Raw genomic sequence first — 15,211 nt, forward strand, 5'->3', positions numbered from 1 at the left:
AGGCAGGTCCAAGGGGCAGAGGAGAATTGGCAGTATGCGCAGGTTTGGAGAAATTCCGGAACCGGGTCGGCGCTATACGTTGCGCACGGGGGCCTATGCCATCCTTCCGGGGCGGGATGGGCTTCTTCTGACGCACCAATCCGCCCCGGAACCGGAGTACCAGCTGCCCGGCGGCGGGGTAGATCCCGGAGAGTCACCCGTTCAGGCGCTGTTCCGCGAGGTGTACGAAGAAACCGGCTGGCGGATCGCGCGCCCGCAGCGATTGGGTGCATACCGCCGGTTCACCTACATGCCGGAATATGACCTCTGGGCGGAAAAGCTGTGCCTCATCTACATGGCCGTGCCGGTTGTCCGCTACGGGGACCCGATTGAACCAGATCACACGGCGCTTTGGATGACCCCGGATACTGCGATGGATTACCTTGCCAATTCCGGGGATCGCGACTTTGTTCATCGGTACGCATCACGGGCCACCATATTCCAGAAACGCGGCTGAGACGTCATCCTCAAGCTCACCCGCAAACGCAGTCTTCGTCTTGAGCGCATCGTAGAGCGCGTCGAGGAAGTCCGGACCGGTCGCGTCGTCTGCCACAGACAGTGCCAGTGTCATCAGCCCCTCCTCGTTAAGCATGGACCCATCCGGCAGGATCGCCTCGGTGAAACCGTCTGAATACAGCAGGACCCGGTCCCCTGCATTCAGCTTCAGGTCGTGCTCTTCATACGTGGCACCGGCAATCAGACCGACGGGAAGTCCGCCATCCCCGACAAATGACGCCGTGCCATCGGCGCGCAGCAAAAGCGGCGCTGGATGACCCGCCTGTACAAAACGTGCCTGCCCGGACGCCGACACCTGCATGTAGGCCATCGTGAGATACTCGGTGACTCCCGGCTGATCGACCATCCGGTCATTCAGACGGGACGCCACGGTTTTCGGAGGAAGGAAACGGTATCCTGACCCGTCCCGACAAAGCGCTAGGTTTTCGTCGGGGTGTTTTGAACTGAGATAGCCGGAAACCCGCGCCGTCATCATGGCCGAAGTGATCCCATGTCCGGAAACATCGAGACTGAACAGGCCAAAATCGCCAGACTCGGTCCCAAACATTCCGGCAAGATCACCACCCACCTGACCGCATGAGTGCAGCAGGACACTGACGCGGCTTTTGCCAAACTTTGCCGACCGCGTAGGCATCAACGATTGCTGAAGGATGCGGGCCTGCTGCAAGTCCTTGTTGATCGACGCGTGTACCTTCTGAAGCTCTGCCAGGGTTTCCGCGATGAGTGCGTTCTTGTTCATCACTTCGCGCTGCATCGCGAGCAGCCGCGCTCCGGCGTTGATCCGGGCGCGCAGTTCATCGGCGTTCACAGGTTTCGACAAAAAATCATCTGCCCCTGATTCGAGTCCCGACGCGACCGCAGCCTTGTCCGTCTTTGACGTCAGAAGGATGAAGTATCCGTAGCTGTCACGCGAGATATCGCGAAAGGCGCGACAGAATTCCACACCGGTCATGCCGGGCATCATCCAGTCGGAAATCACGAGGTCAGGGACGAATTCGGCACAAAGATGAAGTGCGCTGACCGCGTCTTCCGCCTCGGCCACTTCGAACCCCCAGCGTTTCAGCATGAGGGTGAGGATCCGACGCTGCGCGCGGCTGTCATCCACGACGAGAACCCGCCGCAAACAGTCACTTTGCACTGTGGGGAACGCAGACTCTGCGTTCTCATACATACCCATGTCACGACCCGAGCGTCGGCCCCCGGCACCTCATTAGGCCCGAGTTATTAAGCAGGTGTGAATGCTAAAATGCAGCGTATCTTCGGTTTGGATGTCGTCTCTTTTTCATGTTCATTTGCTAGCCAGCGGCAACACAGGAGGTTGCGATGATTGACTGGACCCGGGTTGCAGAACTGCGCGACGAAATTGGCGCCGAGGACTTTGACGAGGTGGCGGAACTCTTCCTTTTGGAAGTCGAAGACACGCTGAACCGGCTGGACAAGGACGGCAACGATATCGTGCGCACGCAGGAGCTTTTGCATTTCCTCAAAGGGTCGGCGTTGAACCTGGGTTTTCGGGACGTGTCCCAGATGTGCAGCCAGGGCGAGATCGACGCTGCCAACGGGGTGCTTTCCGTGAACGCGGCAGAGCTTCGCAAACTCTATTGCGATTCCCGCGCGCTGTTCGAAAGGGAAATGGCGACGCGTTTCGCGGCCTAGAGTCAGATGAATCGATGCAGGGCGGCCGGGTCGGTGCCTGATGTCTGCTCTTTGACGGCAGCGCGCAGCCTTTGCATTCCTGCGATCCATCGGTCCGTGTCAGTTGCGCGTTTCTGGAAGAACGCCTGCGCTTCTGGGTGCGGATAGATCATGAACCGCTTACCCTCGACACCCGCGATCGTCGCCTGAGCCACTTCGTCCGGCGTAATGACTCGATCCGGGATGTTCGCATCGTCAGGGTGATCATATCCCAGCAGCGGCGTCGCAACATAAAGCGGGCACACCACCGAAACCTGAATGCCCTGATGCCCATGTTCGATAGCCAGAGATTGCGCGAGGCTCACTGCAGCGTGTTTCGTGGCAGAGTACGCAGCGTCCCCGATTTGCGAAAGCAGCCCCGCGGCAGAGGCGACATTCACCAACACGCCGGAACCACGCGCGATCATCTGCGGCAAGACACGTCGCGATGCACGCAGATGTGCCATGACATGAATGTCCCAACTGTCCTGCCAATGCGAATCGGTTTGCGACGTCGGCCCATCAGGTTCGCCCAGCGCGAAACCGGCATTGGAAAACAGCATATCCACGCGACCGAACTCGGTTTCCGCCGTCTCAACCATCGACGCGATGACGTCCGGATCACAAAGGTCACCAGCGTGTGGAACACCACCGACAGAGTGTGCCGCCTGTTCGGCCAAGTCAGAGGAGAGATCGCTGGTCAGAACACGAACGCCGCGCGCTGCCAGAGCCTTTGCAAGGGACAATCCAATGCCCTGCCCGGCACCGGTGACGATGGCTGAGGCCCCGTCGAACTGCATCAGATCACGAACTGCGACAGTAGATCGTCGTCGGTGATGTCCTGATACGTGAACCCTTCGGCATCGAGTTTTTCAAATAGACGGTCGAAGTTTTCGGCGTTTTTGGTCTCGATCCCGATCAGAACGGACCCGTAGTTGCGCGCCGATTTCTTCAGGTACTCAAACCGCGCGATATCGTCTTCGGGTCCCAGAAAACCAAGGAAGCCTTTCAACGCGCCCGGTCGCTGCGGCAGGCGGAGGATGAAGTACTTTTTCACGCCAAGGTATTTCTGTGCGCGCTCTTTGACCTCGGGCAGACGCTCGAAATCGAAATTGCCGCCCGTTGTGACGCAAACCACCGTCCGGCCGCGTATCGCCTGAGCCAAGTCCTTGAGCGCATCCACCGAGAGCGCTCCAGCAGGCTCAAGAACGATGCCTTCGACATTCAACATTTCGAGGATCGTCGTACAAAGCCGGTCTTCATTGATCGTCAGCGAGTTCGCGACGCCCACGCCTTTCAATCTCTCGAACGGACGCAGGCCAATCTGGCCAACGGCGGCACCATCAGTGAACGTGTTCACATGGTCGAGCCGCACGGGCTTGCCAGCTTCCAATGCGGCCCGCAAACAGGCACCGCCAGCGGGTTCCACAAAGGTGTATTGACAGGCGTTGCCGAGATAGCTGAGCATCCCAGCCGAAAGGCCGCCTCCACCCACGGGCACGACAAGGTGATCCGGCAAACCGCCAAGCTGTTCGACCATCTCGACCGCGACGCTGGCCTGCCCCTCGATCACATCATCGTCGTCGAAGGGCGACAGGAAGTGACCGCCCGCTTCGGCACAAAACGCCTGAGCCGAGGCAAGCGTGTCGTCGAAGTAGTCGCCCGTCAGGCGGATTTCGACACTATCACCGCCAAACACCGCCGTTTTCTGGATCTTCTGTTGGGGCGTCGTCACCGGCATGAAGATCACGCCGCTCTTGCCGAAATGCTTGCACATATAGGCAACGCCCTGTGCATGGTTGCCCGCACTCGCACAGACGAACAAAGACGTATCCGGGTGTTTGCGCATCGCGTTGAACGCACCGCGCAGCTTGTAACTTCTCACTGGGGAGAGGTCTTCGCGCTTGAGATAGATCTCAGCGTCGTACATCTCGGACAGATGCGCATTGCGTAATAGCGGTGTTGGCGGAAACACGTCGCGCATGGCGGCTTCGGCGTTTCGCGCGGCCTTTTCAAAATCGGTCATACACCACCCCTAGGCATTCTGCGCCGCAAGGCAAGACATCAGTCGATGGGACGACCTTCGACGAAATGCCCGTAGAGCGTTGTCAGGACCGAGATGCCAATGATCGTGGCCAACCAATTGACCACCAGCGAATAAACGATGTTCAGGACCGATGTCGGGTTCTCGTTGAACCACGAGGGCAGTTGAATCAGGATGCTGGCGCCCACGACAATCATGGCCAGGGTGACAATCGTCCCACTTTCGCCCTTGGTGGCATCCCATGCCGCGCCAAGCGCCAGCTTTTCGCCCAGCGCAGCAGCTGGCAGCATGACCCCAAGGCGGAAAAACAGATAAGCGCCGAGGCCGATGAGGATCAGCGACATGCCACCGGCCAGCGCCGGCATGCCAATCGAAATGATCCCGATCGGGACAGACGCAACGATGACGCCCAACACCACGAGAATGCCGATGAGGATGGAACGGCCAAGGTAGCCCAAGATGTTCGATCCGTGGAACCGCGGAACCCAACCCACGGCGGTCTCTCCCGTCAGGGCGAACCGGTGCCAGGCCACGGCTATCCAAAGACTCGCGACAATCGCAAGCAAGCCCAAAAGGATTGTTGGCAGGACCGTTTCCGGCGCCATGACCGGAATCTCGGTCCCTTCGAACTCCATCATCTCCGGCGGATTGAAGACGTTGTAGATCATGTAAAAGCTCTGAACGAGGTAGAGCACCAAGGACAGGCGCAGCGCCTGATCCAAATTGGCCATCACCAGATTGAACGAATGGCGGAAAATCTGCCAACCCTTCATAGTCCCACCTCTTTCTGCGACGCACGCCGCACTTCTTGCCCCTATCCTGAAAAACAAGTAATCGCCCGAGCAAACCCGTTAAAGGAAAACCCATGTCTGCGCCGAAAAAAGTTGTTCTGGCCTATTCCGGTGGCCTCGATACCTCGATCATCCTGAAATGGCTGCAAACGGAGTATGGCTGCGAAGTCGTGACCTTCACGGCCGATCTGGGTCAGGGCGAAGAACTTGAGCCCGCGCGCGAGAAGGCGGTGATGCTTGGGATCAAGCCCGAGAACATCTACATCGAAGACATCCGCGAGGAATTCGTACGCGACTTCGTGTTCCCGATGTTCCGCGCGAATGCCCTTTATGAGGGTCTGTATTTGCTGGGCACATCCATCGCACGGCCGCTGATTTCCAAGCGACTTGTCGAGATTGCCGCCGAAACTGGCGCTGACGCCGTGAGCCACGGGGCGACCGGCAAAGGCAATGACCAGGTGCGGTTTGAACTGGCCGCCTACGCGCTGAACCCGGATATCAAGGTGATCGCGCCGTGGCGGGAATGGGATCTGTCGTCGCGCACCAAACTGCTCGACTTCGCGGAAAAGAACCAGATCCCCATCGCGAAGGATAAGCGCGGCGAAGCGCCATTCTCGGTCGATGCGAACCTTCTGCACACCTCGTCCGAAGGCAAGGTTCTGGAAGACCCGGCGCAGGAAGCGCCCGATTACGTCTACCAGCGCACCGTCCACCCCGAGGATGCGCCCGATACCCCCGAAATGGTCGAGATCACCTTCGAAAAAGGCGACGCGGTGGCCATCAATGGCGAGGCGATGTCACCCGCAGCGATCCTGACCAAGCTGAACGAACTGGGCGGCAAGCACGGCGTCGGTCGGCTTGACCTCGTGGAAAACCGTTTTGTCGGAATGAAATCCCGCGGGATCTACGAAACTCCCGGCGGGACTGTCTTGCTCGAAGCTCATCGCGGAATCGAGCAGATCACACTCGATTCAGGTGCAGGCCATCTGAAGGATTCGATCATGCCGCGCTACGCGGAGCTGATCTACAACGGTTTCTGGTACTCGCCAGAGCGCGAAATGATGCAGGCGCTGATCGACAAATCGCAGGAGCACGTGACAGGCACGGTGCGTCTGAAGCTCTACAAAGGCTCGGTCAACACGGTGGCCCGCTGGTCAGACCATTCGCTCTATTCCGAAGCGCACGTGACCTTCGAGGAAGACGCAGGCGCATACGACCAGAAGGATGCGCAGGGCTTCATTCAGTTGAATGCTCTGCGTCTGAAACTTCTGGCAGCCCGGAACCGTCGGTTGAAAGGCTAAGTCAGACGCGCAGGCACTTGTCCTTCATGGTCTCGTAGAACGGCATCGCCATTTCCACGAGCTTTTGAGCCTCCTCCGAAAGCTTGGGCAAAGGCCCTTCGGGGCCCGCAAAGCCGGTCGTTTTATGCAATGATTTGTACCAGACCGGTGCCCAGATGCCGTCATAGGGTTTCGGCCCCTTCGGCCAAGACAGCATTGCGGCATCCCAATCAAGACCGATGGCCTCGCATAGTGCACGCAGCATGCGCTCTGGACGTTCCCGTATATCGGCGCTGTCGATCACGACGGGGCTTTGACCCATTGCGCAGATCTGATCGAACAGTTCCGCCTGCATCTCAAAACCAATGTCATGGGCGGTTATCTCGGGGATTTCCTTCATGAAACTCGCCACCACGCGCGCCGGGTGACGGATCAGGAACACGTTCACGCAATCGGCCATGAAACCGCGTGGAATGCCGTCGACCATGTGCTGGCACATATGCTTGTGATAGACGTGTGGCTTGCCGTCGGGAATTGGTCCCAACAGTTTCTGTTCCACCTCAACTGCGCTTTCAACGCGATCCGCCAGGACCGCGTCGCGCATCGGGTGGTCGAGCCCTGTTGCGTGCAGATAAGGGCCATAGAATGGCTCGTCCCAGACGGCAAAGTCCGAACGCTGCGCAAAGGCGTACATCATCGCGGTCGACAGGTTGCGCGGGCTGGACCACATCGCCAGCCTCATGCGCCGACCAGGTCCTTGTAAAGCTGCCTGATACGCGCGGTCACCGGTCCCAAGGCACCGTCTCCGATCATCCGGCCGTCGATCTCACCCACCGGTGTTTGTGCGCCGAAGGTTCCGGTCAGGAAAGCCTCGTCGGCGCCGTAACAGTCGACAAGCGAAAAGTTTCGTTCAAACACCGGAATGCCATGGGCACGGCAAAGGTCGATCACCTTCTGCCGCGTGATGCCGTTCATGCAATAGTCACCGGTCGAGGTCCAAACCTCACCCTTGCGGACGATGAAGAAGTTGCAGGCATTTGTCGTGTTCACAAAGCCATGAACGTCCAGCATCAGGGCCTCATCCGCCCCGGCTTTCTCGGCGGCGATGCACGCCAGGACACAGTTCAGCTTGGAATGGCTGTTCAGCTTTGGATCCTGGCTCATCGGCAGCCCGCGGATATGCGGGACCGTCGCCAAACGCACCGGGCGCGGAATCGACGGGCGGGAATGCTCCATGATGATCACAACCGTCGGGCCATATCGGCTGAGCGACGGATGCTGGAACGGACGAAGCTTTGTGCCACGCGTTACCATCAAACGGGCATGCGCGTCGGTGTCCATGGAGTTCGCGCGACGTGTTTCTTCAAGGGCAGCAATGATGCCGTCGCGACCCATTCCGATATCGAGATCAATCGCCTTCGCAGCTTCGAACAGCCGGTCAAGATGTTCCTCCAGAAACGACCAACGCCCATTGTAGAGCCGCAGGCCCTCCCAAACGCCGTCACCCAACATGAACCCGGAATCGAACACGCTGACCATGGCTTCAGCCCGCTGTTTTAGCGCGCCGTTGACCCAAATGAGGATGGTTTCGTTCCGCGCATCTTCCTGCGCCTGATGCGTCGTGATCTTGTCCATGTCCGGCACGCTAGGCCGCACGAGGCCGACGGCCAAGAGGTAACTTGCTCTCACCATTCGGTGAAATCCTCTTACAGCGATTGCTTTGACGTCCCGCACGCCGCAAGCTTTCGGGTGAAAGGAATTGCGATGCGACCCCTGAAGCACTCCCACCCGATCCTCCTCTCCTTTGCGATCTTCGCAGGACTGGCCTTACAAACCCTGTCTGCCAAGGCGGGCGAAACGCGCGAGCTTGTCGTGGCCGGCGGATGTTTCTGGTGCGTCGAGGCCGATTTCGAACGGGTGCGCGGCGTCAAAGAGGTTGTATCCGGCTACACCGGCGGCACTACCGACAACCCGACCTACAAGCAGGTCACAGGCGGGCGCACCGGCCATTACGAGGCGGTGAAGATCATTTATGACAGTGGCCGGATCTCGCAGAATCAGCTTTACGATATGTTCTTCCGGTCCATCGACCCGACAGACGCAGGTGGCCAGTTCTGTGACCGCGGACAAAGCTATGCGACTGCGATTTTCGTCTCTGACTCAGCGCAAAAAGCCGCTGCCGAACAAGCCAAGGCCAAGGCGCAGGCAGAACTGGGTCAGCGGATCGTGACACCAATCCTTTCAGCCAAGGCATTCTTCGAGGCCGAGGACTACCATCAGAACTACTACAAGGGCACCAACCGAGTGTTGACCCGCTTCGGTCCGATCAAACAAAGCGAGGCTTACAAGCGGTACCGAACAGCCTGCGGTCGCGACGCCCGGATCAAGCAACTCTGGGGCAACGCCGCGCCGTTCGTGAATTAACCAAGCCGAGCGTCCTGTACATCTTTGAGGTCCGGGATCACATCCGCCGTCCCGTGCCGCGTGACCATGATCGCCCCGGCCTGCTGCCCCAGTGAAATCGCCTGTTCCATCGGCATACCACGGTCCAGTGCCGCCACCAGATACCCTGTAAACGTATCCCCCGCGCCAGTCGTGTCGACAGGGGTGACCGGTATCGCCGGGAAGGTTTGATCTTCGCCCGTATCGGTGTTCAGCCAACGGCATCCATCGGCGCCCAAGGTCACAATGATGTCCCGCACCGGCAAATCGGTCAGGCTGACGCCAATAGCATCCGACAGCTGCCGCGCTTCGACTTCGTTCATCACCAACGCGTCAAGCAAGGGCAAAACCGCTTTCACGGCCTGAGCATCGAACGGGGCCGCGGCGTAAACCACGCGCATTCCCCGTGCAGAGGCTTGCGTCGCACCAGCGACCTGAGACGAGATCTCGTTCTGAAACAGGAACGTGTCGGCTTCGGTCGCCTCCGTCAGCGCATCGGCGATATGTGTCTCTGTTACGGCGTGATTTGCGCCAGGATGGATGAGGATCGCGTTCTCGCCATCGCTGGCAACCATGATGATCGCGTGCCCGGTCGGATCGTCGACCTCAACGATGTGACGCGTGTCCACCCCGTATTCGAGAAGTCGATCCACCGCCCAGCGCCCGTCAGCTCCTACAGCGCCGATATGCACCACTCGCGATGCCGCGCGCGCCACGGCGACGGACATGTTCGCGCCTTTACCGCCCAGACCGCGAAAGTGACGGGTTGCGGCAAGCGTCTCACCCGGCGCGATCAGATGCGGGACGTCATAGAAAAGATCCGCATTGATAGAGCCAAGGTTGAAGACGGTCACAACTAGACGCCTTTGCAGGCGGCCAGAACGGCCATGTTCAGGATGTCATTGGCCGTCATCGTGGTTGAACAGATCTGGATCGACCGATCCACACCAGCCAGAATCGGGCCAATCACAGTCGCGCCACCCATTTCCTGCATGAGCTTGACGGAAATCGAAGCGGAGTGGCGGGCCGGCACGACCAGTATGTTCGCTGGACCGGTCAGTCTTTGGAACGGATACTGGCTCTGCGCGGTGCGATTCAGGGCTACATCAACCGTCATCTCGCCTTCGTATTCGAAATTCACGCCGCGCCGATCCAGCACTGCAGGTGCATGCGCCATCTTTTCCGCCCGCTCCGAGATCGGATAGCCAAAGGTCGAGAACGACACGAACGCAACGCGCGGTTCCAACCCAATCAGGCGGGCGACCTCGGCGGCGCGTTCGGCGATATTGGCAAGGTCTTCATCATCCGGCCATTCGTGCACCAGCGTGTCCGAGATCAGGATGATCCGCCCCTTGTTGAGCAACGCCGTCACACCGGCCGCTCCATGCGCCGCATCCGCATCGAAGACGTGATTGATAAGCTCAAGTACATGCGCCGACTTGCGCGTTGCCCCGGTGACAAGCGCATCGCCATGCCCGTGGGCGAGCATCAGGGCCGCGAACACATGCCGGTCGCGCGCGGCAAGACGATGGATGTCCTGTGCGTCGTAACCTTTGCGCTGGAGCCGGTCGTAGAGAAACGCTTTATAAGTGTCGAAATGCGGTGTGTTGGCAGCGTTGATAACCTCGATTTCCCGAACCGCATCACCCAGCCCGCTGTCTTCGAGCTTTTTCTTCACATCCGCGTCGCGCCCGACGACCAGCGCTTTACCGAACCCGGATCGCTGGTACATCACTGCCGCACGCAACACGCGTGGGTCGTCGCCCTCTGCAAAGATCATGCGTGCCTGCGCCGCACGGGCGCGCGCATTGATGCTTCGTAGAATGCTCGCCGTCGGGTCCATGCGCGATTTCAAGGTCTCTTCATAGGCGTCGAGGTCGATGATCGGACGCCGCGCCGCCCCTGTGTCCATGCCAGCCTTCGCCACGGCGGGCGGGATGCGATGGATCAGTCGCGGATCGAACGGCGTGGGAATGATGTAATCGCGCCCGAAAGTCAGGCTTTTGCCATAGGCCAGCGCGACTTCGTCTGGCACATCCTCGCGCGCGAGGTCGGCCAATGCCTGAGCGCAGGCGATCTTCATCTCGTCATTGATCGCGCGGGCGTGGATGTCGAGCGCACCTCGGAAGAGATACGGAAACCCAAGGACATTGTTCACCTGGTTCGGGTAGTCACTGCGTCCAGTGGCGACGATGGCATCGACCCGGACCTCATGCGCCTCTTCCGGTGTGATCTCGGGATCGGGGTTCGCCATCGCGAAAATCACCGGGTTGTCCGCCATGGACGCAACCATGTCCTGCGTGACCGCCCCCTTCGCGCTCACACCCAGGAACACGTCGGCATCTTTCATCGCCTCTTCCAGAGTGCGCGCATCTGTCTTGACCGCATGCGCCGATTTCCACTGGTTCATTCCGTCGGTGCGGCCCTGATAGATCACGCCCTTGGTGTCGGCGACGATGCAATTCTCGTGCCGCGCGCCCATGCGTTTCAGAAGTTCGATACACGCGATCCCCGCTGCGCCCGCACCGTTGAGCACGATCTTCACATCCTCGATCTTCTTGCCCGAGATGTGCAGCGCATTGATGAGCCCCGCGGCACAGATGACAGCCGTCCCGTGCTGGTCATCGTGGAAGACCGGGATGTCCATCTCTTCCTTGAGACGCTGTTCGATGATGAAGCATTCGGGCGCCTTGATGTCTTCAAGGTTGATCCCGCCAAAGGTCGGGCCCATCAACCGCACAGCCTTGCAGAACTCGTCCGGGTCTTCAGTATCCAGCTCGATATCAATCGAATTGACGTCCGCGAACCGCTTGAACAGAACCGACTTGCCTTCCATCACCGGCTTGGAGCCCAGCGCGCCAAGGTTACCAAGCCCCAGAACCGCCGTTCCGTTCGAGATCACCGCAACCAGATTACCTTTGTTCGTGTAGTCGTAGGCAAGCCCCGGATCCTTGGCGATATCCTCGCACGGCACGGCCACACCCGGGCTATAGGCCAAAGACAGATCACGCTGCGTGGTCATCGGGACCGTGGCCTGGACCTCCCATTTGCCGGGGGTCGGTTCGAGGTGAAAGGCCAGCGCTTCTTCGCGCGTGTATTTGGGTTTCGCCATGCTGGGGTCTCGTCTTCAGGAAAATCGGCTTTTTCGTTCTGGTCGGTCGCCTTAATGTCACGCCAAAGCACCAAGGGGAAGCGCGTGAACGCGAATAAATCAGCCGTCACTCCCATGATGGCGCAATATCTGGAAATCAAATCCCAGTACGCGGACGCATTGTTGTTCTACCGCATGGGTGACTTTTACGAATTGTTCTTCGATGACGCTGTTGCGGCTTCCGAAGCGCTGGACATCGCGCTCACGAAACGCGGCAAGCACGATGGTGCAGACATCCCGATGTGTGGGGTACCGGTGCATTCCGCCGAAGGTTACCTGCTGACGCTGATCCGCAAAGGTTTTCGCGTTGCCGTGTGCGAGCAGATGGAAAGCCCGGCAGAAGCAAAAAAGCGCGGTTCCAAGTCGGTCGTAAAGCGGGACGTTGTGCGTTTGGTGACACCCGGAACACTGACAGAAGAGACGCTGCTCGAAGCGCGTCGGCACAACTATTTGGCCGCTTTGGCCCACGTTAGAGACGATTGGGCGCTGGCCTGGACGGACATTTCGACCGGGGCCTTTCACGTTCTTCCAATCACCCTCGCGCGTGTTGGTCCGGAATTGGCCTGTCTGGCACCGGCAGAAATCCTGATCTCCGAAAATCCGCACGACGGGCTACACACGATCTTCGAAGACCTCGGGATCGAACCGACCGAACTGGGCAAATCGAGCTTTGATTCCACCAGCGCCCTGACCCGGCTGAACGCGCAATTCGGTGTTGCTTCGCTTGATGCCTTCGGTCAGTTTTCGCGACCCGAGGTCTCGGCCATGGGGGCTTTGGTCGATTACCTGGACCTTACCCAAAAGGGCAAACTGCCGCTCTTGCGACCGCCACAGCAAGAAAAGCTGCACAGCGCGATGCAGATCGACGCGGCAACGCGGCGCAACCTTGAAATCACGCACAGCCTGCAAGGCGGGCGCGCAGGCTCCTTGCTCTCGGTGGTCGATCGCACCGTCACCGCCGGGGGTGCGCGCCTTTTGGAACGGCGTCTCTCCACACCGTCTTGCGATCTGGACAATATTCACCGCCGCCAGGACGGCATCACCTGGTTTCGCGAGATGCCCGAGATCGCGCAAAAGGTCCGCGATGCCCTGAAGCGCGTCCCCGATGTAGACCGCGCGCTGTCCCGCCTTGGTCTCGATCGCGGAGAACCGCGGGATATGACCGCGATCCGCTCGGCTTTGGAGCAGTCCATCGCGATTTCCGCTTTGCTGGCCGAGGCACCCCCGCCAGAGATCGTCGCCGATGCAATGCACGCCTTGACCGGACACGACGAATTGCGCGGCTTACTGGACGATGCGCTGGTTGCAGAGCCTCCCCTCCTCGCCCGCGACGGTGGGTTCATCGCGGCAGGTTATGATACCGATCTTGATGAAGCCCGCAAACTTCGCGACGAAGGCCGGGGCGTGATCGCCGGGCTTCAAAAGACGTATTCGGAACAAACCGGCGTCGCGTCTCTCAAGATCAAGCACAACAACGTCTTGGGCTACTTCATCGAAACGACGGCAACGCATGCCGAAAAGATGATGGCGCCGCCGTTGAATGAAACCTTCATCCACCGGCAGACCACGGCCAACCAGATCCGGTTTACAACCGTCGAACTGTCCGAACTTGAACGCCGCATCATGAACGCCGGAAGCGAAGCGCTAGAGATCGAGAAGCGTCTCTATTCCAGCCTAAGTCGCGCAATTCTGGACAAACAAGCAGATATGGCAGCACTGGCGCAAGCTTTGGCGGAATTCGATGTCTGTAGCGCCTTGGCCGATCTGGCGACGGACCTTGACTGGTGTCGACCCACCGTCGATGCGAGCCGCGCGTTTGACGTGACGTCGGGCCGACACCCGGTGGTCGAAAAGGCGCTGAGAGCACAAGGCGGGTCCAGCTTTGTCGCCAACGATTGCCAACTGACGGCAGACGATGATGGTGCCAGCATCGCCTTGCTGACCGGTCCGAACATGGCCGGTAAATCCACTTACCTGCGCCAGAACGCGCTGATCGCTCTGCTTGCGCAGACCGGGTCCTACGTTCCGGCAGAGTCGGCGCATGTCGGGCTTGTCAGTCAGATCTTCAGTCGCGTTGGTGCATCCGACGATTTGGCGCGCGGGCGGTCGACCTTCATGGTCGAAATGGTCGAGACCGCAGCGATCCTGAATCAGGCGGATGACCGCGCCCTTGTGATTTTGGATGAAATCGGACGTGGCACGGCGACCTATGACGGCTTGTCCATTGCCTGGGCGACGCTGGAACACTTGCAATCGGTCAACAAGGTGCGCGCCTTGTTCGCCACGCATTACCATGAGCTCACCGCCCTCGCCTCCAAACTTGATGGCGTCCGCAACGCGACTGTCGCGGTTCGTGAATGGGAGGGGGACGTCATTTTCCTGCACGAAGTGCACGAAGGTGCCGCTGACAGATCATACGGTGTACAGGTGGCGCAACTTGCCGGGCTTCCCCCGGCTGTTATCACCCGCGCTCGTTCTGTTCTGGATGCGCTCGAAAAGGGCGAACGGGAGAACACCTCTCCGAAAGCGCTGATCGACGATCTTCCACTGTTTTCCGCGATCGCGAATGCGCCAGCTCCGACGAAGCCAGGCGCAGAGTCCAAAATCGAGGCGCAGATCAAGGAACTGCACCCCGACGAAATGACCCCGATGGAAGCGCTACAGGCTCTATATCACCTGAAATCGCTTCTGCAGGACACCAAGACTTAGGATTTGGGCATGGAGCTCACGCCGACCTGCGCCGGGCGTAGCAGACGATCGTAGAGCATGAAGCCTTCCGCCGATACCTGGATGATGTCACCCGCTTTGGTGCCAGGAACCGGCGCTTCGAACATCGCCTCGTGCAACTGAGGGTCGAACTTTTCCCCCACTTCGGGTTTGATTGCCGTCACGCCATGTTTGCTGAACACATTCAGCAATTCGCGCATAGTCAGCTCCACACCTTCAATGAAGGCTTTTGACGCCTCACGTTGTTCCTCGGGGATCGCATCCAAGGCACGCTGCAGGTTGTCATAAACCGGCAAAAGATCCCGCGCCAAACGGGATCCACCATATTGGTGCGCCTCACGCCGGTCCTTGTCAGACCGCTTGCGTGCGTTTTCGGCATCCGCCAGCGCGCGCATGAATTTGTCTTTCAGATCATCCCGCTCCGCGCGCAGGGCGTCGATCTCAGCGACCTCGTCTGTGATCTCTTCTTCCAGCGCTTCGTTTTCCTCTGCCTCGGCCTCGGCCAGGCTATCCAGAAAATCCTTCGTGTGATCCGTTTCGGCCATCT

At 59.3% G+C, this 15,211-nt stretch carries 14 protein-coding genes; 5 read left to right on the forward strand and 9 right to left on the reverse strand.

The features are described from left to right. Positions 1–34: 34 nt before the first annotated feature. Positions 35–496, forward strand: a complete 462-nt coding sequence (locus BUA42_RS11645; RefSeq protein WP_072778009.1) for an NUDIX hydrolase — start codon at positions 35–37, stop codon at positions 494–496. Here the strand turns inward: BUA42_RS11645 and BUA42_RS11650 are convergent. Further along, entirely contained in the window at positions 464–1,726 is a 1,263-nt protein-coding gene (locus tag BUA42_RS11650) for a PP2C family protein-serine/threonine phosphatase (protein WP_072778010.1), read from the reverse strand. The genes BUA42_RS11645 and BUA42_RS11650 overlap by 33 nt on opposite strands. Before the next feature lie 152 nt (positions 1,727–1,878). Between BUA42_RS11650 and BUA42_RS11655 the strand changes: the two genes are divergently transcribed. After that, entirely contained in the window at positions 1,879–2,211 is a 333-nt protein-coding gene (locus BUA42_RS11655) for an Hpt domain-containing protein (protein WP_072778011.1), read from the forward strand. 2 nt (positions 2,212–2,213) lie between these two features. Here BUA42_RS11655 and BUA42_RS11660 read toward each other — a convergent pair whose 3' ends face one another. The 3 genes from BUA42_RS11660 to BUA42_RS11670 are packed head-to-tail and all read right to left on the reverse strand — an operon-like array spanning position 2,214 to position 5,046. Further along, a complete protein-coding gene (locus tag BUA42_RS11660; protein ID WP_072778013.1) occupies positions 2,214–3,029 on the reverse strand; it encodes an SDR family NAD(P)-dependent oxidoreductase in 816 nt (271 codons plus the stop codon). Then, entirely contained in the window at positions 3,029–4,255 is a 1,227-nt protein-coding gene (gene ilvA / locus BUA42_RS11665; RefSeq protein WP_072778014.1) for a threonine ammonia-lyase IlvA, read from the reverse strand. Before ilvA ends, BUA42_RS11660 begins: the two co-directional genes overlap by 1 nt. A gap of 38 nt (positions 4,256–4,293) precedes the next feature. Beyond that, complete coding sequence (locus tag BUA42_RS11670) at positions 4,294–5,046, reverse strand: hypothetical protein (protein WP_072778015.1); 753 nt, start codon at positions 5,044–5,046, stop codon at positions 4,294–4,296. Positions 5,047–5,138: 92 nt separating this feature from the next. Here BUA42_RS11670 and BUA42_RS11675 point away from each other — a divergent pair, with 92 nt between their 5' ends. Continuing rightward, the gene (locus BUA42_RS11675; RefSeq protein WP_072778017.1) at positions 5,139–6,365 is read left to right on the forward strand and encodes an argininosuccinate synthase; all 1,227 of its coding nucleotides are present in this window, start codon (positions 5,139–5,141) and stop codon (positions 6,363–6,365) included. Position 6,366: 1 nt separating this feature from the next. Here BUA42_RS11675 and BUA42_RS11680 read toward each other — a convergent pair whose 3' ends face one another. Further along, the gene (locus tag BUA42_RS11680) at positions 6,367–7,086 is read right to left on the reverse strand and encodes a sulfotransferase-like domain-containing protein (protein WP_072778018.1); all 720 of its coding nucleotides are present in this window, start codon (positions 7,084–7,086) and stop codon (positions 6,367–6,369) included. Continuing rightward, a complete protein-coding gene (locus BUA42_RS11685; protein ID WP_072778020.1) occupies positions 7,083–7,979 on the reverse strand; it encodes a D-amino acid aminotransferase in 897 nt (298 codons plus the stop codon). Before BUA42_RS11685 ends, BUA42_RS11680 begins: the two co-directional genes overlap by 4 nt. Before the next feature lie 129 nt (positions 7,980–8,108). Between BUA42_RS11685 and msrA the strand changes: the two genes are divergently transcribed. After that, positions 8,109–8,768, forward strand: a complete 660-nt coding sequence (gene msrA / locus BUA42_RS11690; RefSeq protein ID WP_072778021.1) for a peptide-methionine (S)-S-oxide reductase MsrA — start codon at positions 8,109–8,111, stop codon at positions 8,766–8,768. Here the strand turns inward: msrA and BUA42_RS11695 are convergent. Together BUA42_RS11695 and BUA42_RS11700 are read right to left on the reverse strand one after the other, a co-directional pair. Further along, complete coding sequence (locus BUA42_RS11695) at positions 8,765–9,640, reverse strand: ribokinase (RefSeq protein WP_072778022.1); 876 nt, start codon at positions 9,638–9,640, stop codon at positions 8,765–8,767. The genes msrA and BUA42_RS11695 overlap by 4 nt on opposite strands. A 2-nt stretch (positions 9,641–9,642) precedes the next feature. Further along, on the reverse strand, positions 9,643–11,898 hold the full coding sequence (locus BUA42_RS11700; RefSeq protein WP_072778024.1) for an NADP-dependent malic enzyme: 2,256 nt from the start codon (positions 11,896–11,898) through the stop codon (positions 9,643–9,645). Positions 11,899–11,952: 54 nt separating this feature from the next. On the opposite strand from BUA42_RS11700, the gene mutS reads away from it, so the two are divergent. Further along, entirely contained in the window at positions 11,953–14,646 is a 2,694-nt protein-coding gene (mutS, locus tag BUA42_RS11705) for a DNA mismatch repair protein MutS (protein ID WP_425435032.1), read from the forward strand. On the opposite strand, the gene BUA42_RS11710 is transcribed toward mutS, so the two are convergent. After that, positions 14,643–15,209, reverse strand: a complete 567-nt coding sequence (locus BUA42_RS11710) for a nucleotide exchange factor GrpE (RefSeq protein WP_072778026.1) — start codon at positions 15,207–15,209, stop codon at positions 14,643–14,645. The two genes, mutS and BUA42_RS11710, sit on opposite strands and share 4 nt — an antisense overlap. Between the last annotated feature and the right edge of the window lie 2 nt (positions 15,210–15,211).

Origin of the sequence: Marivita hallyeonensis, from assembly GCF_900129875.1 — a bacterium.
Lineage (GTDB): Bacteria > Pseudomonadota > Alphaproteobacteria > Rhodobacterales > Rhodobacteraceae > Marivita > Marivita hallyeonensis.

Coding starts and splice junctions, on each gene's coding strand:
- ilvA (WP_072778014.1), bottom strand. CDS start 4,255: ATGACCGATTTTGAAAAGGCCGCGCGAAACGCCGAAGCCGCCATGCGC.
- BUA42_RS11675 (WP_072778017.1), top strand. CDS start 5,139: ATGTCTGCGCCGAAAAAAGTTGTTCTGGCCTATTCCGGTGGCCTCGAT.
- BUA42_RS11645 (WP_072778009.1), top strand. CDS start 35: ATGCGCAGGTTTGGAGAAATTCCGGAACCGGGTCGGCGCTATACGTTG.
- msrA (WP_072778021.1), top strand. CDS start 8,109: ATGCGACCCCTGAAGCACTCCCACCCGATCCTCCTCTCCTTTGCGATC.
- BUA42_RS11700 (WP_072778024.1), bottom strand. CDS start 11,898: ATGGCGAAACCCAAATACACGCGCGAAGAAGCGCTGGCCTTTCACCTC.
- BUA42_RS11655 (WP_072778011.1), top strand. CDS start 1,879: ATGATTGACTGGACCCGGGTTGCAGAACTGCGCGACGAAATTGGCGCC.
- BUA42_RS11685 (WP_072778020.1), bottom strand. CDS start 7,979: ATGGACAAGATCACGACGCATCAGGCGCAGGAAGATGCGCGGAACGAA.
- BUA42_RS11680 (WP_072778018.1), bottom strand. CDS start 7,086: ATGAGGCTGGCGATGTGGTCCAGCCCGCGCAACCTGTCGACCGCGATG.
- mutS (WP_425435032.1), top strand. CDS start 11,953: ATGTCACGCCAAAGCACCAAGGGGAAGCGCGTGAACGCGAATAAATCA.
- BUA42_RS11710 (WP_072778026.1), bottom strand. CDS start 15,209: ATGGCCGAAACGGATCACACGAAGGATTTTCTGGATAGCCTGGCCGAG.
- BUA42_RS11650 (WP_072778010.1), bottom strand. CDS start 1,726: ATGTATGAGAACGCAGAGTCTGCGTTCCCCACAGTGCAAAGTGACTGT.
- BUA42_RS11670 (WP_072778015.1), bottom strand. CDS start 5,046: ATGAAGGGTTGGCAGATTTTCCGCCATTCGTTCAATCTGGTGATGGCC.
- BUA42_RS11660 (WP_072778013.1), bottom strand. CDS start 3,029: ATGCAGTTCGACGGGGCCTCAGCCATCGTCACCGGTGCCGGGCAGGGC.